17 protein-coding genes are annotated in these 14,221 nt (G+C 58.9%); 11 read left to right on the forward strand and 6 right to left on the reverse strand.

Translation table 11 applies throughout. From position 1 onward, the window contains the following. The first annotated feature begins 37 nt into the window (after positions 1-37). From rfaD to A7Q00_RS04000, 3 genes are all read left to right on the forward strand, one after another. Positions 38-1,039, forward strand: coding sequence for an ADP-glyceromanno-heptose 6-epimerase (gene rfaD / locus A7Q00_RS03990; RefSeq protein ID WP_064089335.1), 1,002 nt, complete (start codon positions 38-40; stop codon positions 1,037-1,039). A 198-nt stretch (positions 1,040-1,237) separates the two neighbouring features. Beyond that, complete coding sequence (locus A7Q00_RS03995) at positions 1,238-1,915, forward strand: response regulator (RefSeq protein ID WP_064089336.1); 678 nt, start codon at positions 1,238-1,240, stop codon at positions 1,913-1,915. Positions 1,916-2,005: 90 nt separating this feature from the next. Continuing rightward, entirely contained in the window at positions 2,006-3,346 is a 1,341-nt protein-coding gene (locus tag A7Q00_RS04000; protein WP_064089337.1) for an ATP-binding protein, read from the forward strand. 255 nt (positions 3,347-3,601) lie between these two features. Here A7Q00_RS04000 and A7Q00_RS04005 read toward each other — a convergent pair whose 3' ends face one another. The 5 genes from A7Q00_RS04005 to A7Q00_RS04025 all read right to left on the reverse strand — a co-directional run bounded on the left by A7Q00_RS04005 (position 3,602) and on the right by A7Q00_RS04025 (position 6,256). Next, positions 3,602-4,090 (reverse strand): YbjQ family protein, encoded by a 489-nt coding sequence (locus tag A7Q00_RS04005; RefSeq protein ID WP_064089338.1) that lies wholly within the window; start codon positions 4,088-4,090, stop codon positions 3,602-3,604. 9 nt (positions 4,091-4,099) lie between these two features. Next, positions 4,100-4,417, reverse strand: a complete 318-nt coding sequence (locus A7Q00_RS04010; RefSeq protein ID WP_245637523.1) for a YbjQ family protein — start codon at positions 4,415-4,417, stop codon at positions 4,100-4,102. A gap of 219 nt (positions 4,418-4,636) precedes the next feature. Then, positions 4,637-5,530 carry a LysR family transcriptional regulator gene (locus A7Q00_RS04015; protein ID WP_064089339.1) on the reverse strand — a complete coding sequence of 298 codons (894 nt, stop codon included), beginning with the start codon at positions 5,528-5,530 and terminating at the stop codon, positions 4,637-4,639. 6 nt (positions 5,531-5,536) lie between these two features. Continuing rightward, positions 5,537-5,839, reverse strand: coding sequence for a hypothetical protein (locus A7Q00_RS04020; RefSeq protein ID WP_064089340.1), 303 nt, complete (start codon positions 5,837-5,839; stop codon positions 5,537-5,539). A 3-nt stretch (positions 5,840-5,842) separates the two neighbouring features. Next, positions 5,843-6,256 (reverse strand): DUF2251 domain-containing protein, encoded by a 414-nt coding sequence (locus tag A7Q00_RS04025; RefSeq protein ID WP_064089341.1) that lies wholly within the window; start codon positions 6,254-6,256, stop codon positions 5,843-5,845. Between the two features lie 123 nt (positions 6,257-6,379). On the opposite strand from A7Q00_RS04025, the gene A7Q00_RS04030 reads away from it, so the two are divergent. Then, positions 6,380-7,039 carry an NAD(P)-dependent oxidoreductase gene (locus tag A7Q00_RS04030; RefSeq protein ID WP_064089342.1) on the forward strand — a complete coding sequence of 220 codons (660 nt, stop codon included), beginning with the start codon at positions 6,380-6,382 and terminating at the stop codon, positions 7,037-7,039. A gap of 161 nt (positions 7,040-7,200) precedes the next feature. On the opposite strand, the gene A7Q00_RS04035 is transcribed toward A7Q00_RS04030, so the two are convergent. After that, positions 7,201-7,983: a polyamine aminopropyltransferase gene (locus A7Q00_RS04035; protein ID WP_064089343.1), complete on the reverse strand. Its 783-nt coding sequence runs from the start codon at positions 7,981-7,983 to the stop codon at positions 7,201-7,203. Positions 7,984-8,356: 373 nt separating this feature from the next. Here A7Q00_RS04035 and A7Q00_RS04040 point away from each other — a divergent pair, with 373 nt between their 5' ends. The 7 genes from A7Q00_RS04040 (at position 8,357) to metZ (ending at position 14,084) form a co-directional block, all read left to right on the forward strand. After that, positions 8,357-9,112: an SDR family oxidoreductase gene (locus tag A7Q00_RS04040; RefSeq protein ID WP_064089344.1), complete on the forward strand. Its 756-nt coding sequence runs from the start codon at positions 8,357-8,359 to the stop codon at positions 9,110-9,112. A 15-nt stretch (positions 9,113-9,127) separates the two neighbouring features. Next, positions 9,128-9,616, forward strand: a complete 489-nt coding sequence (locus tag A7Q00_RS04045) for a Fur family transcriptional regulator (RefSeq protein ID WP_003823993.1) — start codon at positions 9,128-9,130, stop codon at positions 9,614-9,616. Continuing rightward, entirely contained in the window at positions 9,604-10,533 is a 930-nt protein-coding gene (locus tag A7Q00_RS04050) for a CobW family GTP-binding protein (RefSeq protein WP_064089345.1), read from the forward strand. Before A7Q00_RS04045 ends, A7Q00_RS04050 begins: the two co-directional genes overlap by 13 nt. Positions 10,534-10,762: 229 nt before the next feature. Then, positions 10,763-11,011 carry a hypothetical protein gene (locus A7Q00_RS04055; protein ID WP_064089346.1) on the forward strand — a complete coding sequence of 83 codons (249 nt, stop codon included), beginning with the start codon at positions 10,763-10,765 and terminating at the stop codon, positions 11,009-11,011. 104 nt (positions 11,012-11,115) lie between these two features. Further along, positions 11,116-11,742, forward strand: coding sequence for an HI_0552 family protein (locus tag A7Q00_RS04060; protein ID WP_064089368.1), 627 nt, complete (start codon positions 11,116-11,118; stop codon positions 11,740-11,742). A gap of 116 nt (positions 11,743-11,858) precedes the next feature. Then, on the forward strand, positions 11,859-12,626 hold the full coding sequence (locus tag A7Q00_RS04065) for a sulfite exporter TauE/SafE family protein (RefSeq protein WP_064089347.1): 768 nt from the start codon (positions 11,859-11,861) through the stop codon (positions 12,624-12,626). 279 nt (positions 12,627-12,905) lie between these two features. Continuing rightward, on the forward strand, positions 12,906-14,084 hold the full coding sequence (gene metZ, locus A7Q00_RS04070) for an O-succinylhomoserine sulfhydrylase (RefSeq protein ID WP_064089348.1): 1,179 nt from the start codon (positions 12,906-12,908) through the stop codon (positions 14,082-14,084). The last annotated feature ends 137 nt before the right edge of the window (positions 14,085-14,221 follow it).

Here is a 14,221-nt window from a genome sequence, read left to right on the forward strand (position 1 = left end):
GTTAAAATACCCGCCAACCCGTTATCAGGAAAAGCTCATGACCATCATCGTTACCGGCGCCGCCGGCTTTATCGGCAGCAACATCGTGCACGCGCTCAACCGGCGCGGCATCACCGACATCATCGCGGTGGACAACCTCAGCCGCGCCGACAAATTCCGCAATCTGGTGCAGGCCGATATTGCGCACTATCTGGACAAACACGAATTCATCCGCCAAGTGCGCGCCCACCAAATCAACGGCGGCGACATCGAAGCCATCTTCCACCAAGGCGCCTGCTCCGACACCATGAACCACGACGGCGTGTACATGATGGACAACAACTACCAATACACGCTCGACCTGCTCGACTGGTGCCAAGACGACCGCATCCGCCTGATCCACGCCTCCTCCGCCGCCGTATACGGCAAAGGCCAAACCTTCCGCGAACAGCGCGAATTGGAAGCCCCGCTCAATGTATACGGCTATTCCAAATTCCTGTTCGACCAAGTATTGCGCCGCCGCATGGCAGAAGGGCTGCACAATCAAGTGGTTGCCCTGCGCTATTTCAACGTATACGGCCGCCGCGAGCAGCACAAAGGCCGCATGGCCTCCGTGGCCTACCACCACTTCCACGAATACCGCGAGCACGGCCGCGTTACCCTGTTCGGCAGCTACGACGGCTACCCCGCCGGCGCGCAAAGCCGCGACTTCATCTGCGTGGAAGACGTAGTCAAAGTAAACCTCTTCTTCTACGACCATCCCGAAGTATCCGGCATTTTCAACTGCGGCACCGGCCGCAGCCAGCCCTTCAACGACCTGGCCGCCGCCACCGTAAACGCCTGCCGCGCCCGCGAAGGCAAGCCCGAACTGCCGCTGGAAGAGCTGGTAAAACAAGGTTTGATTGTGTATAGCGACTTCCCCGACGCGCTCAAAGGCAAATACCAAAGCTTCACCCAGGCCGACATCAGTACCCTACGCGCCGCCGGCTATGCCGAAGCATTCGACGACGTGGCCACCGGCGTGCGCCGCTATGTGGATTGGTTGGCCGAGCAGGATTAAGCGCCACACCGTAGCATTCTGATTTCAATCTACTATACTTAGTTGCACTTATGTTTTCAGGTAGCCCTTCCGATATGGAGGCTACCTGAAAACATAGCAGCGCAAAGTTGCTGCCAAGCCCAAACCTTCCCGCCCTAATTTCCCCCTAATTCACGCCTGCTATACTGCCACCATACCCCCACCCCAAGCCAAACCGCCATGCGCATCCTCCTCATCGAAGACGACACCATGATTGCCGACGCCGTAGCCGGCAGCCTCAAAGACAGCGGCTACGCCGTAGATTGGATCAATAACGGCCGCACCGCCGTTACCGCCTTCGGCAGCCAAAGCTACGACCTCATCCTGCTCGACCTCGGCCTGCCCGGCCAAGACGGCCTCGACGTATTGCAGCAGCTGCGCGGCAGCGGCAACCCCACCCCCGTGCTCATTCTCACCGCCCGCGACGACCTACACAGCCGCCTCTCCGGCCTCGACGGTGGCGCCGACGACTACCTCATCAAACCCTTCGACATGGCCGAATTGCAAGCCCGCATCCGCGCCGTCCTGCGCCGCCAACACCAACGCACCAGCCCCCTGCTGAGCAACGGCGCCCTCACCCTCAATCCCGCCGCCCACCAAGTGGAAATCGTCGGCCAGAGCGAGCCCGTTGCATTGAGCAACAAAGAATTCGCCATCCTCGAAGCCCTGCTCCAACGCCCCGGCACCATCCTTTCCCGCAGCAGCCTCGAAGACAAAATCTACGGCTGGGGCGAAGAAGTGGAAAGCAACGCCATCGACTACCTCATCCACGCCCTGCGCAAAAAAATCGGCAAAGAACACATTAAAAACATCCGCGGCGTCGGCTGGATGGTGCCCAAAGAGTCCAAGCCGGATTGAACTCATGCCGCTCATCACCGCCACCCCATAAGGCTACCTGAAATCCGGCAAGCGGCTTAAAATCAGAACATTAATAAACCTTAAACCTCCATGCGCCTCCCCATCCCCTTCCGCCACTCCATCCAACTGCGCCTGGCCGCCGCGCTCAGTGCCGCCCTGCTGCTCGCCGCACTCCTGGCCGGCGGCTTTGCCTTTTACGACAGCTACCGCAGTACCAACAAACTGCAAGACGACCTCCTGCGCCAAATCGCCGCCCACATCGACCCCAACAGGCTACCTGAAAACACCGAAAGCCAGCGCGACGCCCACATCCGCATCCAAACCCCCGCCGGCGACCGCGCCCGAAGCCGCGATAGCGACGACGATGATGACGACCACATCACCCTCCCCGCCAACCTGCCCGAAGGCCTGCACACCTTCCAAGAGCCCGATGGCGACGACACCTACCGCGCCTACATCCGCCACACCCCCCAGGGGCCCATCGCCGTACTCCAAGAAAACGACTTCCGCGAAGACATGGCCGAACGTGCCGCCTGGAGCAGCGCCCTGCCGCTCATCCTGCTCGCCCCCCTCAGCATCCTGCTCACCATCTTTATCGTCCGCCGCACCATGCAGCCCGTGCACCACCTTTCCCAAAGCCTCGAAGCGCGCCACAGCAGCGACCTCGCCCCCCTGAGCACCGAAGACATCCCCAATGAAATCCGCGGTTTCATCCAAGCCATCAACCGCCTGCTTGAACGCACCCACCAAGCCATGCAGCAGCAACAGCGCTTCATCGCCGATGCCGCCCACGAACTGCGCAGCCCCATGACCGCCCTTTCCCTGCAAGCCGAACGCCTGGCCGCCAACAGCCTGCCCGAACCCGCCGCCGGCCAGCTCGCCAACCTCCTGCAAGGCATCCACCGCAACCGCCGCCTGCTCGAGCAACTCCTCTCTCTCTCCCGCGCCCAAGCTCCCGAAGCCCGGCGTCCCCAAGAGCGCCTGTCCAGCCAAGACCTCTTCCGCAGCGTGATTGAAGACCTCCTGCCCCTGGCCGAAGCCAAAGAGCAAGACCTCGGCGTATCCAGCCCCGCCAACCCCGTCTTCCACGCCAACGAAGCCGACCTTTACACCCTCGTCAAAACCCTGGCCGACAACGCCATCCGCTACACCCCGCCCGGCAGCCAAATCGACTTGAGTGCCGAAGAAACACCCGGCCACATCATCTTCCGCATCGAAGACAACGGCCCCGGCATCCCACCCGCCGAACGCAGCCGCGTGTTCGACCCCTTCTACCGCATCCTCGGCAGCGGCCAGGAAGGCACCGGCCTCGGTCTCTCCATCGCCCGCACCATCGCCGAACGCCACGGCGGCCGCATCGAACTGGCTCAAAGCCCCCACCACCCCAGCGGCCTGCTCGTGAGCGTGTATCTGAGCAAACAATATTTGTAGCGTTTTTCAGGTAGCCTTGTTCATTAAAGGCTACCTGAAAACAGTGATTGCCGGATTTTTGCAGAGAGGGCATAAATGCCCACACGGTTTTTAACTTCGTTGAAGCGGTGCTTTCAGGTAGCCTGAAAGGGATGCGTGGCAACGAGTGTCCCATCCTACGCTTGCTGTAATTCGGTTTAACCAAGAATACAAGGCCGTCTGAAAAACTCAGACGGCCTTGTATTCTTGGCATCAATTATGTAGAGACTGAACCGGCTAAGACAGCACTCCTGCCGTGCCATAAGCCAACACTTCAACCGTACCTACCACACCGCCTTGTTGCGGTTGATAGATATTATCCAAAGAGGCCGTTTCCAATTTGAAGTTCAACACGGCATTTGCCCCTTTCGCTGCGGCCTGTTCTTTTAGGCGCAGTACGGCTTCGCGCCGTGCACGGTCGAGCAAGGTTTCGTAGCTGCGGATATTGCCGCCGAAAAAATTGCGGAACGCTGCCAACATACGGCGGAAATAATCGCTGGAAACCACAACTCCCGCATAAACCAATTCTCCGCCACTGAAATCCTGCGGCGTTTTTTTAACAGCAATAACCATGATATGCCGCAGCGCAGCTTCCCGCGCCTCTATATCAGCATAATGCTTCCGCTCAATATGGCGGCCGGTGAAATAGGTGATCAGCAGCAGCCAAATCGGCCACAGGCACATCAGCAGCAGGATAACGGAAAATCCATCGTTGTCGTTCGACATCGCAGCCTCCTATTCCAAAACCACAGCTGTACCGTAGGCAAAAATTTCGGCAGCCCCTGCCGCTACGGATGCAGTGGAAAAACGCACATTTACCACGGCATTGGCCCCGGCCTGGCGCGCTTGTTCAACCATGCGTGCAATCGCCTCATCACGGGCTTCGTTTAAAAGCTCGGTGTAGCCCTTCAATTCACCGCCAACCAAGTTTTTCAAGCTCGCCATAAAATCCCGGCCGGCGTGTTTGGCGCGCACGGTCGAACCCTGAACCAATCCCAAATGGCGGACGACGGTGCGGCCGGGAACGGTTTCAATATTGCTCAGTAACATCATATTTTTCCCTTTCGTTACATTGATATTTTATGCAGGCTGCCTTGGCAGGAACCTGCGGCAGCTCCGTTATGAACAACGGCTACCCATCATATCATTTCCGCCAACACCCAAACAATTCGGCCACCATCCTTGCTTCTTCCGAGCAGGCTTCTCCGTTGGGCTGGGCAACTGCTTGCCCGCACGGGTGAATCAGTACTTATCTGCACCCCAACGTATTTTTCAGGTAGCCTCTGCCTCCCCCATAAAGCTCTCTTGCAAGATCCGCAACACGGCAGCGGTGCGAGCGGCTTGAACGCGGTGGGGCGTTACGGCATAGAGGGTAACGGCGGGTAGCTGCCAATCGGACAGGAGGATTTGCAGCCGGCCTTGGGCAACGGCATCGCGGGTTTCGCCGGCAATAATCAGGGCAAGACCGAGGCCGGCTTCGCACAGGTGGCACACGGCGGCGAGCTGGTTGCAAACGGTGCCGCGATCGATGTTGAGCAGATAGCGTTCATTGCCGCGTGCCAGCTCGATGTGCGGCGGCAGGTGGTACACCCAAGGGTGGGCGGCTAAATCGGCAGGATGGGTAATGTCGGGGGCGGTTTTCAGGTAGCCCGGAGCAGCGCAAATTTGCCAAGGCCATTCGGCCAGCCTGCGGGCAACCAGGTCGGGCTCGTCCAAGGCATGACCGCCGCCACGCAAGGCAATGTCGATACTGCCTTCGCGCAGTTCTTCGATGGCTTCGCCAAAGTGTAATTCAAGGCTGAGGGCGGGATGTTCGCGGCGGATGCGCCGCAGGGCGTGCTGAAAGGCGGCAGCATTCACTAAACCGGTGGGCGCGGCCAAGCGCACGCTGCCGGCAATGTCGGTTTTGAGGCCGTCGAGCGCGGTGCGGGTGTCTTGCACGGTGGCAAGCAGACGGCGGCAATGGGCAGCAAGTGCTTGGCCGGCATCGGTGGGAGCCAGGCGGCGGGTGCTGCGGTGCAGCAGCTTCACGCCATGCAGCTTTTCCAGCCGGCTGATGTGCTGGCTCACGGCAGACGGGGTCATGCCCAAGGCTTGCGCGGCGGCGTTCATACTGCCGTGTTCGAGCACGGCAGCAAAGGCGAGCAGGGGTTTGAGATCATCCATAACAGTTTATTTAAACAAATTTTTTGTCTTCACCGAATAAGCGCTGCCTTCAAACACGCGTATTTCAAACTCAAGCCGTGTGCAGATACTTTCCAAGGGGCGACGTTTTTTAGCGCTGAGCGTGAGGCTGTCTTGCTCTGCGGCGAGCTCGACATTTTTGATGTTTTCCTCCCGCATGATGCGGCGGATGATTTTGGCCAGCTCATGGCCGCTTGGGGCGTATTGCGAGAAAAAACAGTGTTCATGGCCGCCTAAACCGGCAAACGACAGGCTGAAGCGGTTGCCGGTTTGAACAATTTGATTGTGCATGGTTTATGTGCCCAGCAGTTGGTCGAGCAACTCATCGCTCAGCAGGCGGTTGGGCTCGCGCAGCCAATCGCCATCGGCCTCGGGGAAGGCGTTGCGGCAATAACCGGCGTGGGCGGCAAAGTCGAACACGGCGTGGATGTAGCCGTTGATATCAAGCACGGCCAGGCCGAGGTCTTCGCTCCATAGAATGCTGATTTCGGATGGGATATGACGGTCGGCTACGTCTTCCACGTTATAAATATGCAGCGCATCGAGGATACCTTCCTCTTGGTGCACGGCATAGAAATAGCCGGTGCCGCAATCGTCTTCAAACACCACGCCGTAGGGGCTTTGTTCGAAAAAAGATTCCAACACCAGCTCTTGGCCGGGGGTGAATTGCTCAGGTTCGCGGCCCAAATACAGGGTTTTTTGTGTCATGACGGTCTCCATTGTTTAGTTGGGCTTCACAGCGTAAACAGTTTACAGCGGATTATCAAGCTGGATGAATGCCCTTAGAATGCGCTCCATCATGATTAATCAACAAAACTTAAGGAGCTAAATATGAAATTCGCTGTAATCGGTGCCACCGGATATGTGGGCAACGCTGTGGTGCGCGAGCTGGCAGAACGCGGGCATGAAGTAAGCGCCTTTGCGCGCAACACGGATAAGGTGTTGGCCGCGCCGAATGTGAAAGCCGTGCAGGCCGATGTGCATGCAGCCGATTTTGCCACGCAGCTCTCCGGCTTCGATGCAGTGGTGAGCGCGTTCAACCCGGGTTGGGCAAATCCGAACATCGGCCGCGATTTCACCGCCGGCTACGCAGCCATCCTAGCGGCAGCCAAAGCGGCGAAAGTGCCCTATCTTTTGGCCGTGGGCGGCGCGGGCAGCCTGTTTGTGGCACCCGGCGTGCAGCTGATTGATACGCCTGTATTCCCAAAAGAAATTTTCGATGGCGCCAACGCCGCACGCAATCTGCTGCGCGACTTGCAAACCCAACATGCCGATGTGAACTGGGCGATGATTTCCCCGCCCGCCTGCCTCGGCGCCGACGGCGGCTTCAGCGAAGAGCGCACCGGCCAATACCGCCTGGGCGGCGATGAACTCCTGATGACGGGCGATGCACCGGCCGGCATCAGTGTGGCAGATTTGGCCATTGCGATTGCCGATGATGTGGAGAAGAAAGCCCATCTGCACCAACGCTTCACCGCAGCAGCCGTATAAATAAGGCATACCAAAAGGCTAAAAGCTACCTGAAAACCATATGGTTTTTTCAGGTAGCCTTTATTTCATTCCACAAAACGGGCACTAGCCGCCCGTACAGATGCTTTTCAGGTAGCCTCTCATAACAATGGGCAGGTATCAAACCCGCCCTTCAAACACGCTCAGCGCAGCCACTGCCAAGTGCTGCCCGGCGGCACGTGTGCCTGATGCAGCATGGTTTTGAAGTCCAGCCCGTATTGCTCGCCCAGCTTGGCGGCTTTTTTCTGCAGGGCGGCCAGCGGCTGGGGCGCTTGGTTTTGGAAGGCAAGCACGGCCACGTTGCCGTGGGTTTCGGCGGGCACGCACAACACACGCTGCTCAAACACCTGCGCGAGCCGTTGCAGGAAAAGCGGGTAGCGTTTGTCGCCGCTCCACCAGTTGGTGACGAAAATGCCGTTGTCGCTCAGGGCGGTGCGGCAGTCGGCAAAAAACGGCTCGGCCACCAGGGCGTCGATAATCTGCACGCCGTCGAAGCCGTCCACCAGCAAAATATCTGTGCCGCCGCGCAGGGTTTTGATGTATTCCGCGCCGTCGGCCTCGATGATTTCAAATTTTTCGCCCTCAAACGGCAATTCAAACAGGCCGCGCGCCACGCTGATTACCTGCGGGTTGATTTCCACCGCCGTTTGCGCCACTTCGGGCAGGTGGGCATCGATCCAGCGCACAAACGAGCCGCCACCCAGCCCGATTTGCGTGATGTGGCGCACGTTTTCAGCAAACAGGAGCCAAGCCATCATGGCGCGGCTGTAGGAAAGCACCAGCTCGGCGGGGTAATCCACATTCATCGAGCTTTGCACCGTTTCGCTGCCCAAATGCAGCGAGCGGATGTTGCCGTGTTCGGAAATGCCCACTTCGGGCAGGGCGAAACGTGCCGAACGCAGGCGGCGGTAGGGATGACGTGCCATATCAACAAGCCTTTGGCCAAAATGCGGAAGGCGGGCATTCTAGCACGGTTTTCAGGTAGCCTTATACCGCCTCCCGCCGCTATTGGGCAGAATACCGCGCTCCGCCACAGGCTACCTGAAAATATAGTGGATCAGAAATAAGAATGAGACAAGGCGGCAAACCGCAGACAGTACAGGTAGTACGGTAAGACAAACCAATGTGGTGGCGAAAGTTAAGTAGAGCCTTGCTGCCATTTTAAAGCTGCCGGCAAGCTGTCGGTGTTATACTATTGCTTTTAGCCAAAGCCGTTATTCCTTCCTGCAAAGCGAGCCAACGCCATAGGAAGAGAAGCACCCCGGCTATATCGAGCAATCCAGCACAACGGAGGCAATCATGAGCATTTTGGTTACCGGCGCATCGGCCGGTTTCGGGCGGGCCATCTGCCGCACGCTCGCCGCAGCGGGCTACCGCGTGATCGGCGCAGCGCGGCGTGCCGACAAACTGGACGAACTGCGCGCGGAATTGGGCGCCAACTTCCTGCCGCTGCAAATGGATGTGAGTGATACCGCTTCCGTGGATACCGCGCTCAAAGGGCTACCTGAAAACTTTGCCCGGATCGACTGCCTGGTGAACAACGCCGGCCTGGCCTTGGGTTTAGACCCTGCTCATCAAGCCGATTTCGCCGACTGGCAAACCATGATTCAAACCAACATCATCGGCCTCACCTACCTCACCCGCCAAGTGCTGCCCGGCATGGTGGCGCGCGGCAGCGGCTATATCATCAACCTCGGCTCGGTGGCCGGCACCTACCCCTACCCCGGCGGCAATGTGTATGGCGCCACCAAGGCCTATGTGCGCCAATTCAGCCTGAATCTGCGCGCCGATTTGGCCGGCACGGGCGTGCGCGTGAGCAACATCGAGCCCGGCCTGTGCGGTGACACCGAGTTTTCCAACGTGCGCTTCAAAGGCGACGACCAACGCGCCGCCGATGTATATAAAAACGTGGACTACATCCGCCCCGAAGACATCGCCGACACCGTGCTGTGGCTCTACCGGCGCCCCGCGCACATGAACGTGAACAGCATCGAAATCATGCCGGTGGCGCAGAGCTTCAACCCGCTCGCCGTTGTGCGCCACCCCAGCCAATAATAATAGGAAGCAGCCATGACCAAGCACTCCGCACCCGACTACAAAACCGCCATCATCGCCCGCGCCCGCGAGCAAGGCCTGCAGATTACCGCCCTGCGCGAGCAGGTGCTGGATATCGTTTTGCGGCAGGAAGGCGTGATTAAGGCCTACACCGTGCTGGCGCAAATGCAGCAGCAGAGCAACGGTGTGGTGGCGCCGCCCACCGCCTACCGCGCGCTCGATTTCTGGGCCGAACACGGCGTGCTGCACAAAGTGGCCGCAGTAAACGGCTATGTTTTATGCAGCCATGCCCGCCACCATTGCGACGACCACTGCCACAGCAGCGACGAGCAGCAACACCACCACAGCGCCTTCATTTTGGTGTGTACCGAGTGCGGCAACACCGATGAGCAAACCCTCTCCCGCGAATGGCAGGCGCTGTGCGCCGGCGTGGCCGCAGGCGGGTTTAAATTAAAAGAAGAACATGTTGTTTTAACAGGAATATGCAAACAATGTCAGAAATAAAGAAAGCAAAAGTACATCTGTTTTCCGGCTTTTTGGGAACAGGCAAAACCACCGCCCTGCGCCACCTGATGGAGCAGAAGAGCCCCGATGAAAAATGGGTGATCGTGGTAAACGAATTCGGCGAAATCGGCATCGACGGCGCCGTGCTGAGCGACAACGGCATCCCCGTGGCCGAAATCGCCGGCGGCTGCCTGTGCTGCGTGGCCGGTGCGCAGATGGGCACCACCATCAACCGCATGGTGAGCGGCAACAAGCCCAACCGCATCATCATCGAAGCCAGCGGCCTGGCACACGCCGCCAGCGTGATCGACGAGTTGCGCGCCAAACCCTTCGACCAAATGCTGGATATCGGCGCCGTATTTACCCTGGTCGACCCGCGCCAATTCACTAACCCCGACTACGCCAACCAGCCGCTCTACCGCGACCAGGTGAGCGTGGCCGACGTGCTGATCGCCAACAAAACCGACATGTGCAGCCCCGAAGAAATGGCCGCCTTCCGCAGCAAAGCCGCCCAACTCTTCCCGCCCAAAGCCGCCGTGCTGGAAACCACCGATGCTTATTTAGACATCGCCCTGCTGGAAACCCCGGTGGCAGAAAAAAGCCGCTACCGCATCAAAGAGCTGCCCGACAACAGCATGGGCCTGCAATCGCAAGGCTACACCTTCCCCGCCGGCAGCAGCTTCGACGGCGAAAAGCTCACCAAATTCTTCAACGACCTGCCCAAACTGTGCGAAGGCCTCATCCGCGCCAAAGGCGTGTTCCAAGTACTTGGCAGCTGGGTGTGGCTCAACTGGAGCGAAGGCCAATGGGGCGCCAACCAAGTGGCCTGGCGGCGCGACAGCCGCTTTGAAGTGATCGCCAAATCCTTCGACAGCGACACGCTGGAACAGAGATTGCAAGCCGCGCTGGAGAAATAAAACGGAAAGGCTACCTGAAAAAGGTTTCAGGTAGCCTTGACTTGGCAGTTGACCAGAAAATGCGGATACCTATGCGGCAGCGAAGAAACGGGTATTCATTCACAAGGAGGATGTATAGTGGATTAACAAAAATCAGGACAAGGCGGCGAACCGCAGACAGTACACACGTTACGGCAAGGCGAGCCAACGCTGTACTGGTTTTTGTTAATTCACTATAATGAAATCCGGGATGATGATTTCTCAGAAGATACAGGAAATAAGATTGGCTTTGAGGGCGCTTCCCCTGCCGCACATTTTCCTGTGCCTGTTTGTGCCACTCGGCATCGGCTCATTTTTGGCCTGCTTGATCATTGGTCTGGAGTCGACTGATTTAGCTGCCGCTCACATTCTGTTTGCTGCGCGAATTGGTTTTGCCGGTGCTGCCGCTATCGCAGCGGTGGGCACTTTGTTGGAATATGTTCAGCGGATTAAATCGTAATTTCTGAATTTCTCTGCTCCAGGTGCGTGCCAAACCGACTTGAGGCTACCTGAAAATCTATTTTTCAGGTAGCCTCTCCCTTTTTCATGCCCCGCCAAACCATCATGCTCACCCCGCAAAGCTGCGACCTGTTCCAACGCCCGTTTTTCCAGTTCGCCCAAATCCGCCAATACCAGCCCGAAACCGAAGCGCAAACCAAGGCCGACTACAAAGCCGCGTGGCAAGTGTGGCGCACGCTGGTTTTTCAGGTAGCCACCGAATTGGGCGCAGGCTTTGCCCCGCCGCATATCGAACGCTGGTGCAACGGCTGGCAGGTGCGCGCCCACTTTTTCGCCTATTTCAAATATCAAACCCATGCCGATACGGCGGTCATCCTCTCGCTGCTGCTCAACCGCCGCAGGCTCACCGCCAGCCTCGAATGGCACGAATACCGCGCCGCCCGCTCCACCCTGCCGCTGGCCTGCTACCAACAGGCTTTGGCCGATTTCCCGCACGCCGACTTTGCCGACTTCCAAATCTGGCATGGCAGCGACAGCGAATACGCCGACTACCCCGCCATCGCCGCCGTCCCGCCTGAGGCCTTCTCTCTGCGCAGCCCGCAAGACTTCCTCTGCCTCGGCCGCCACTTGGAACGCGACCAACTGGGGCAGGCCGACAGCGCGGCCTGGCTAGTCGAAACCCTGCACCGCCTGCTGCCGGTGTACGAAGCCTGCCACAACGTGCGGCTGTGAGCGAAAGCAAGCTTTCCCCCTACTGCCGTTAGGGCTACCTGAAATCTAAAAGAAACAAACAAAACCAATAGGCGGCGTATCAATGCCGCCCTACCCCATCATCAACGGAGAAACCCATGGAGCTTTCCTTTATCCTGCTGCTCATCACCGGCTTTTTGGCCGGGCTGATGGATGCGGCCGTGGGCGGAGGCGGGCTGTTGCAGCTGCCCGCACTGTTCGGCGTGTTGCCGCCCGCCACGCCCGTGCCCACCGTGCTGGGCACCAACAAGGCGGCTTCATTCGCCGGCACTTTCACCGCCGCCGGCCAGTTCGCCCGCCGCCTGAAGCTGCCGTGGAAAATGCTGCTGCCCGCCGGCGTGCTGGCTTTTGCCGCCTCGTTCGCCGGCGCGAAGCTGGTGGCCTATGTGCCGGTGCAATATATGAAACCGGCCATGCTGGTGATTATGGTAGCGATGTTTGTGTACACCTTCTTCCGCAAAGATTTGGGGCAAACCGAGCGCACCCGCGCGCTCACGCGGGGCGAAATGCTGCTGGGCACGGCGTTTGGCGCGGCCATCGGCTTTTATGACGGCCTGTTCGGCCCGGGCACGGGCAGCCTGCTGGCCTTCGTGTTCGTGCGCTTTTTTGCCTACGATTTCCTCACCGCCACCGCCTGCGCCAAGGTAATCAACCTGATGACCAATCTGGCCGCGCTGAGCTTTTTCATCCCCAGCCAACATGTGCTGTGGCACTGGGCGCTGCCGCTGGCGGCGGCCAACCTAATCGGCGGCTTCTGCGGCGCGAAACTGGCGGTGCTCGGCGGCAGCCGCTGGCTGCGCTACGGCTTTATGGCTTTGCTGTGCCTGTTGATTGGCAATTTTGCCCGCCAGCTTTGGTTATCTTAGGCAGCGGGTTTTCGGCGGCAGGCAAAAAGAGTATGCTTAAGGCCGTTTGCCGCATCGTTTATTTATAGTGAATTAAATTTAAACCAGTACAGCGTTGGCTCGCCTTGCCGTACTATTTGTACTGTCTGCGGCTCGCCGCCTTGTCCTGATTTAAATTTAATCCACTATACTATCGTGCCCCCAACAGCACGAAAATTGCTTTTCAGGTAGCCTAATCAGGCAAAATTGAGGCTACCTGAAAACTCCATCCTCCCTATTCATTCACTTGGAAAAGACACCATGACCCAACCGCTTCATCCGCAAACCCTCGCCATCCGCGGCGCCAAAGAGCAAACCGACTACAACGAACACAACCAAGCCCTGTTCCTCACCAGCAGTTTCATGTTCGATTCCGCCGCCGACGGCGCCGATTTGTTTGCCCACAGAAAACCCGGCTTCACCTACTCGCGCACCGCCAACCCCACCGTTTCCGCCTTTGCCCGCCGCATCGCCCTGCTCGAAGGCGGCGAGGCCGGCATCGCCACCGGCACCGGCATGGCCGCCATCCAAGCTGCCCTGCTCACATTCCTCTCCGCCGGCGACCACCTCGTGAGCAGCCGCAGCCTGTTCGGCACCACCTTGGGCTTTATCCAAAACCACCTCGCCCGTTTCGGCATCGAAGTTACCCTCGTGCCGCAAACCGAACCCGCCGCCTGGCGCGAGGCCGTAAAGCCCAACACCAAAATGCTGTTTGTGGAAACCCCGTCCAACCCGCTCAACGAAATCGCCGACATCGCCGCGCTGGCCGACATCGCACACAGCAACGGCGCCCTGCTCGCCGTAGACAACTGCTTCTGCTCTCCCGCCCTGCAGCAGCCGCTCAAACTCGGCGCCGATTTATCCGTGCAATCCGCCACCAAAGCCATCGACGGCCACGGCCGCGTGATGGGCGGCGTGGTGTGCGGCCGCGCCGAGCTGATGGAAAAAGTGGCGGTATATGCCAACTCCGCTGGCCTACTGCTCTCCCCGTTCAACGCCTGGGTGCTGCTCTCCGGCTGCGAAACCCTGCCCCTGCGCATGGAAAAGCAAAACGCCCAGGCGCAGGCCGTGGCCGAATGGCTGGAGAAACGCAGCGAAGTGGCCAAAGTGTATTACAGCGGCCTGCCCAGCCACCCCCAAGCCGCGCTTTCCGCTAAACAGCAATCCGGCGGCGGCATCGTGGTGGCCTTCGAGCTCAAAGGCGGGCAGAGCGCCGCCTGGCAAGTGATCGACCGCGTTAAAGTATTCTCCAAAACCGCCAACCTCGGCGACGTGCGCTCCACCATCACCCACCCCTGGACCACCACCCACTGCCGCCTCGAGCCGCAAGCCAAACTCGAAGCCGGCATCCGCGAAGGCCTCATCCGCCTCTCCATCGGCCTGGAAGACACCGCCGATCTGATTGCCGACTTGCAACAGGCATTGGAAAGCATCCGCTAAGCCCCGCGCGGCACACAAAAGGCTACCTGAAAACGAATAAAGCTTTTCAGGTAGCCTTCAATCTGTCAGCGGGCGGGCATCTGAATAGCCGGAATAATGTTTCCTTCAACACCCAGCATCGCGCCGCAGCCAGCATG

The organism is Eikenella halliae (genome assembly GCF_001648475.1).
Taxonomy (GTDB): Bacteria; Pseudomonadota; Gammaproteobacteria; order Burkholderiales; family Neisseriaceae; genus Eikenella; species Eikenella halliae.

What these genes read in the sequence shown, in the direction of transcription:
- A7Q00_RS04060 (WP_064089368.1), top strand. Translation starts at nt 11,116, where the DNA reads ATGCTCACCCCGCAAAGCTGCGACCTGTTCCAACGCCCGTTTTTCCAG.
- A7Q00_RS04055 (WP_064089346.1), top strand. Translation starts at nt 10,763, where the DNA reads ATGATGATTTCTCAGAAGATACAGGAAATAAGATTGGCTTTGAGGGCG.
- A7Q00_RS04020 (WP_064089340.1), bottom strand. Translation starts at nt 5,839, where the DNA reads ATGCACAATCAAATTGTTCAAACCGGCAACCGCTTCAGCCTGTCGTTT.
- A7Q00_RS04010 (WP_245637523.1), bottom strand. Translation starts at nt 4,417, where the DNA reads ATGATGTTACTGAGCAATATTGAAACCGTTCCCGGCCGCACCGTCGTC.
- A7Q00_RS04025 (WP_064089341.1), bottom strand. Translation starts at nt 6,256, where the DNA reads ATGACACAAAAAACCCTGTATTTGGGCCGCGAACCTGAGCAATTCACC.
- A7Q00_RS04015 (WP_064089339.1), bottom strand. Translation starts at nt 5,530, where the DNA reads ATGGATGATCTCAAACCCCTGCTCGCCTTTGCTGCCGTGCTCGAACAC.
- A7Q00_RS04065 (WP_064089347.1), top strand. Translation starts at nt 11,859, where the DNA reads ATGGAGCTTTCCTTTATCCTGCTGCTCATCACCGGCTTTTTGGCCGGG.
- A7Q00_RS04050 (WP_064089345.1), top strand. Translation starts at nt 9,604, where the DNA reads ATGTCAGAAATAAAGAAAGCAAAAGTACATCTGTTTTCCGGCTTTTTG.
- A7Q00_RS04000 (WP_064089337.1), top strand. Translation starts at nt 2,006, where the DNA reads ATGCGCCTCCCCATCCCCTTCCGCCACTCCATCCAACTGCGCCTGGCC.
- A7Q00_RS04035 (WP_064089343.1), bottom strand. Translation starts at nt 7,983, where the DNA reads ATGGCACGTCATCCCTACCGCCGCCTGCGTTCGGCACGTTTCGCCCTG.
- A7Q00_RS04030 (WP_064089342.1), top strand. Translation starts at nt 6,380, where the DNA reads ATGAAATTCGCTGTAATCGGTGCCACCGGATATGTGGGCAACGCTGTG.
- A7Q00_RS04005 (WP_064089338.1), bottom strand. Translation starts at nt 4,090, where the DNA reads ATGTCGAACGACAACGATGGATTTTCCGTTATCCTGCTGCTGATGTGC.
- rfaD (WP_064089335.1), top strand. Translation starts at nt 38, where the DNA reads ATGACCATCATCGTTACCGGCGCCGCCGGCTTTATCGGCAGCAACATC.
- metZ (WP_064089348.1), top strand. Translation starts at nt 12,906, where the DNA reads ATGACCCAACCGCTTCATCCGCAAACCCTCGCCATCCGCGGCGCCAAA.
- A7Q00_RS04040 (WP_064089344.1), top strand. Translation starts at nt 8,357, where the DNA reads ATGAGCATTTTGGTTACCGGCGCATCGGCCGGTTTCGGGCGGGCCATC.
- A7Q00_RS03995 (WP_064089336.1), top strand. Translation starts at nt 1,238, where the DNA reads ATGCGCATCCTCCTCATCGAAGACGACACCATGATTGCCGACGCCGTA.
- A7Q00_RS04045 (WP_003823993.1), top strand. Translation starts at nt 9,128, where the DNA reads ATGACCAAGCACTCCGCACCCGACTACAAAACCGCCATCATCGCCCGC.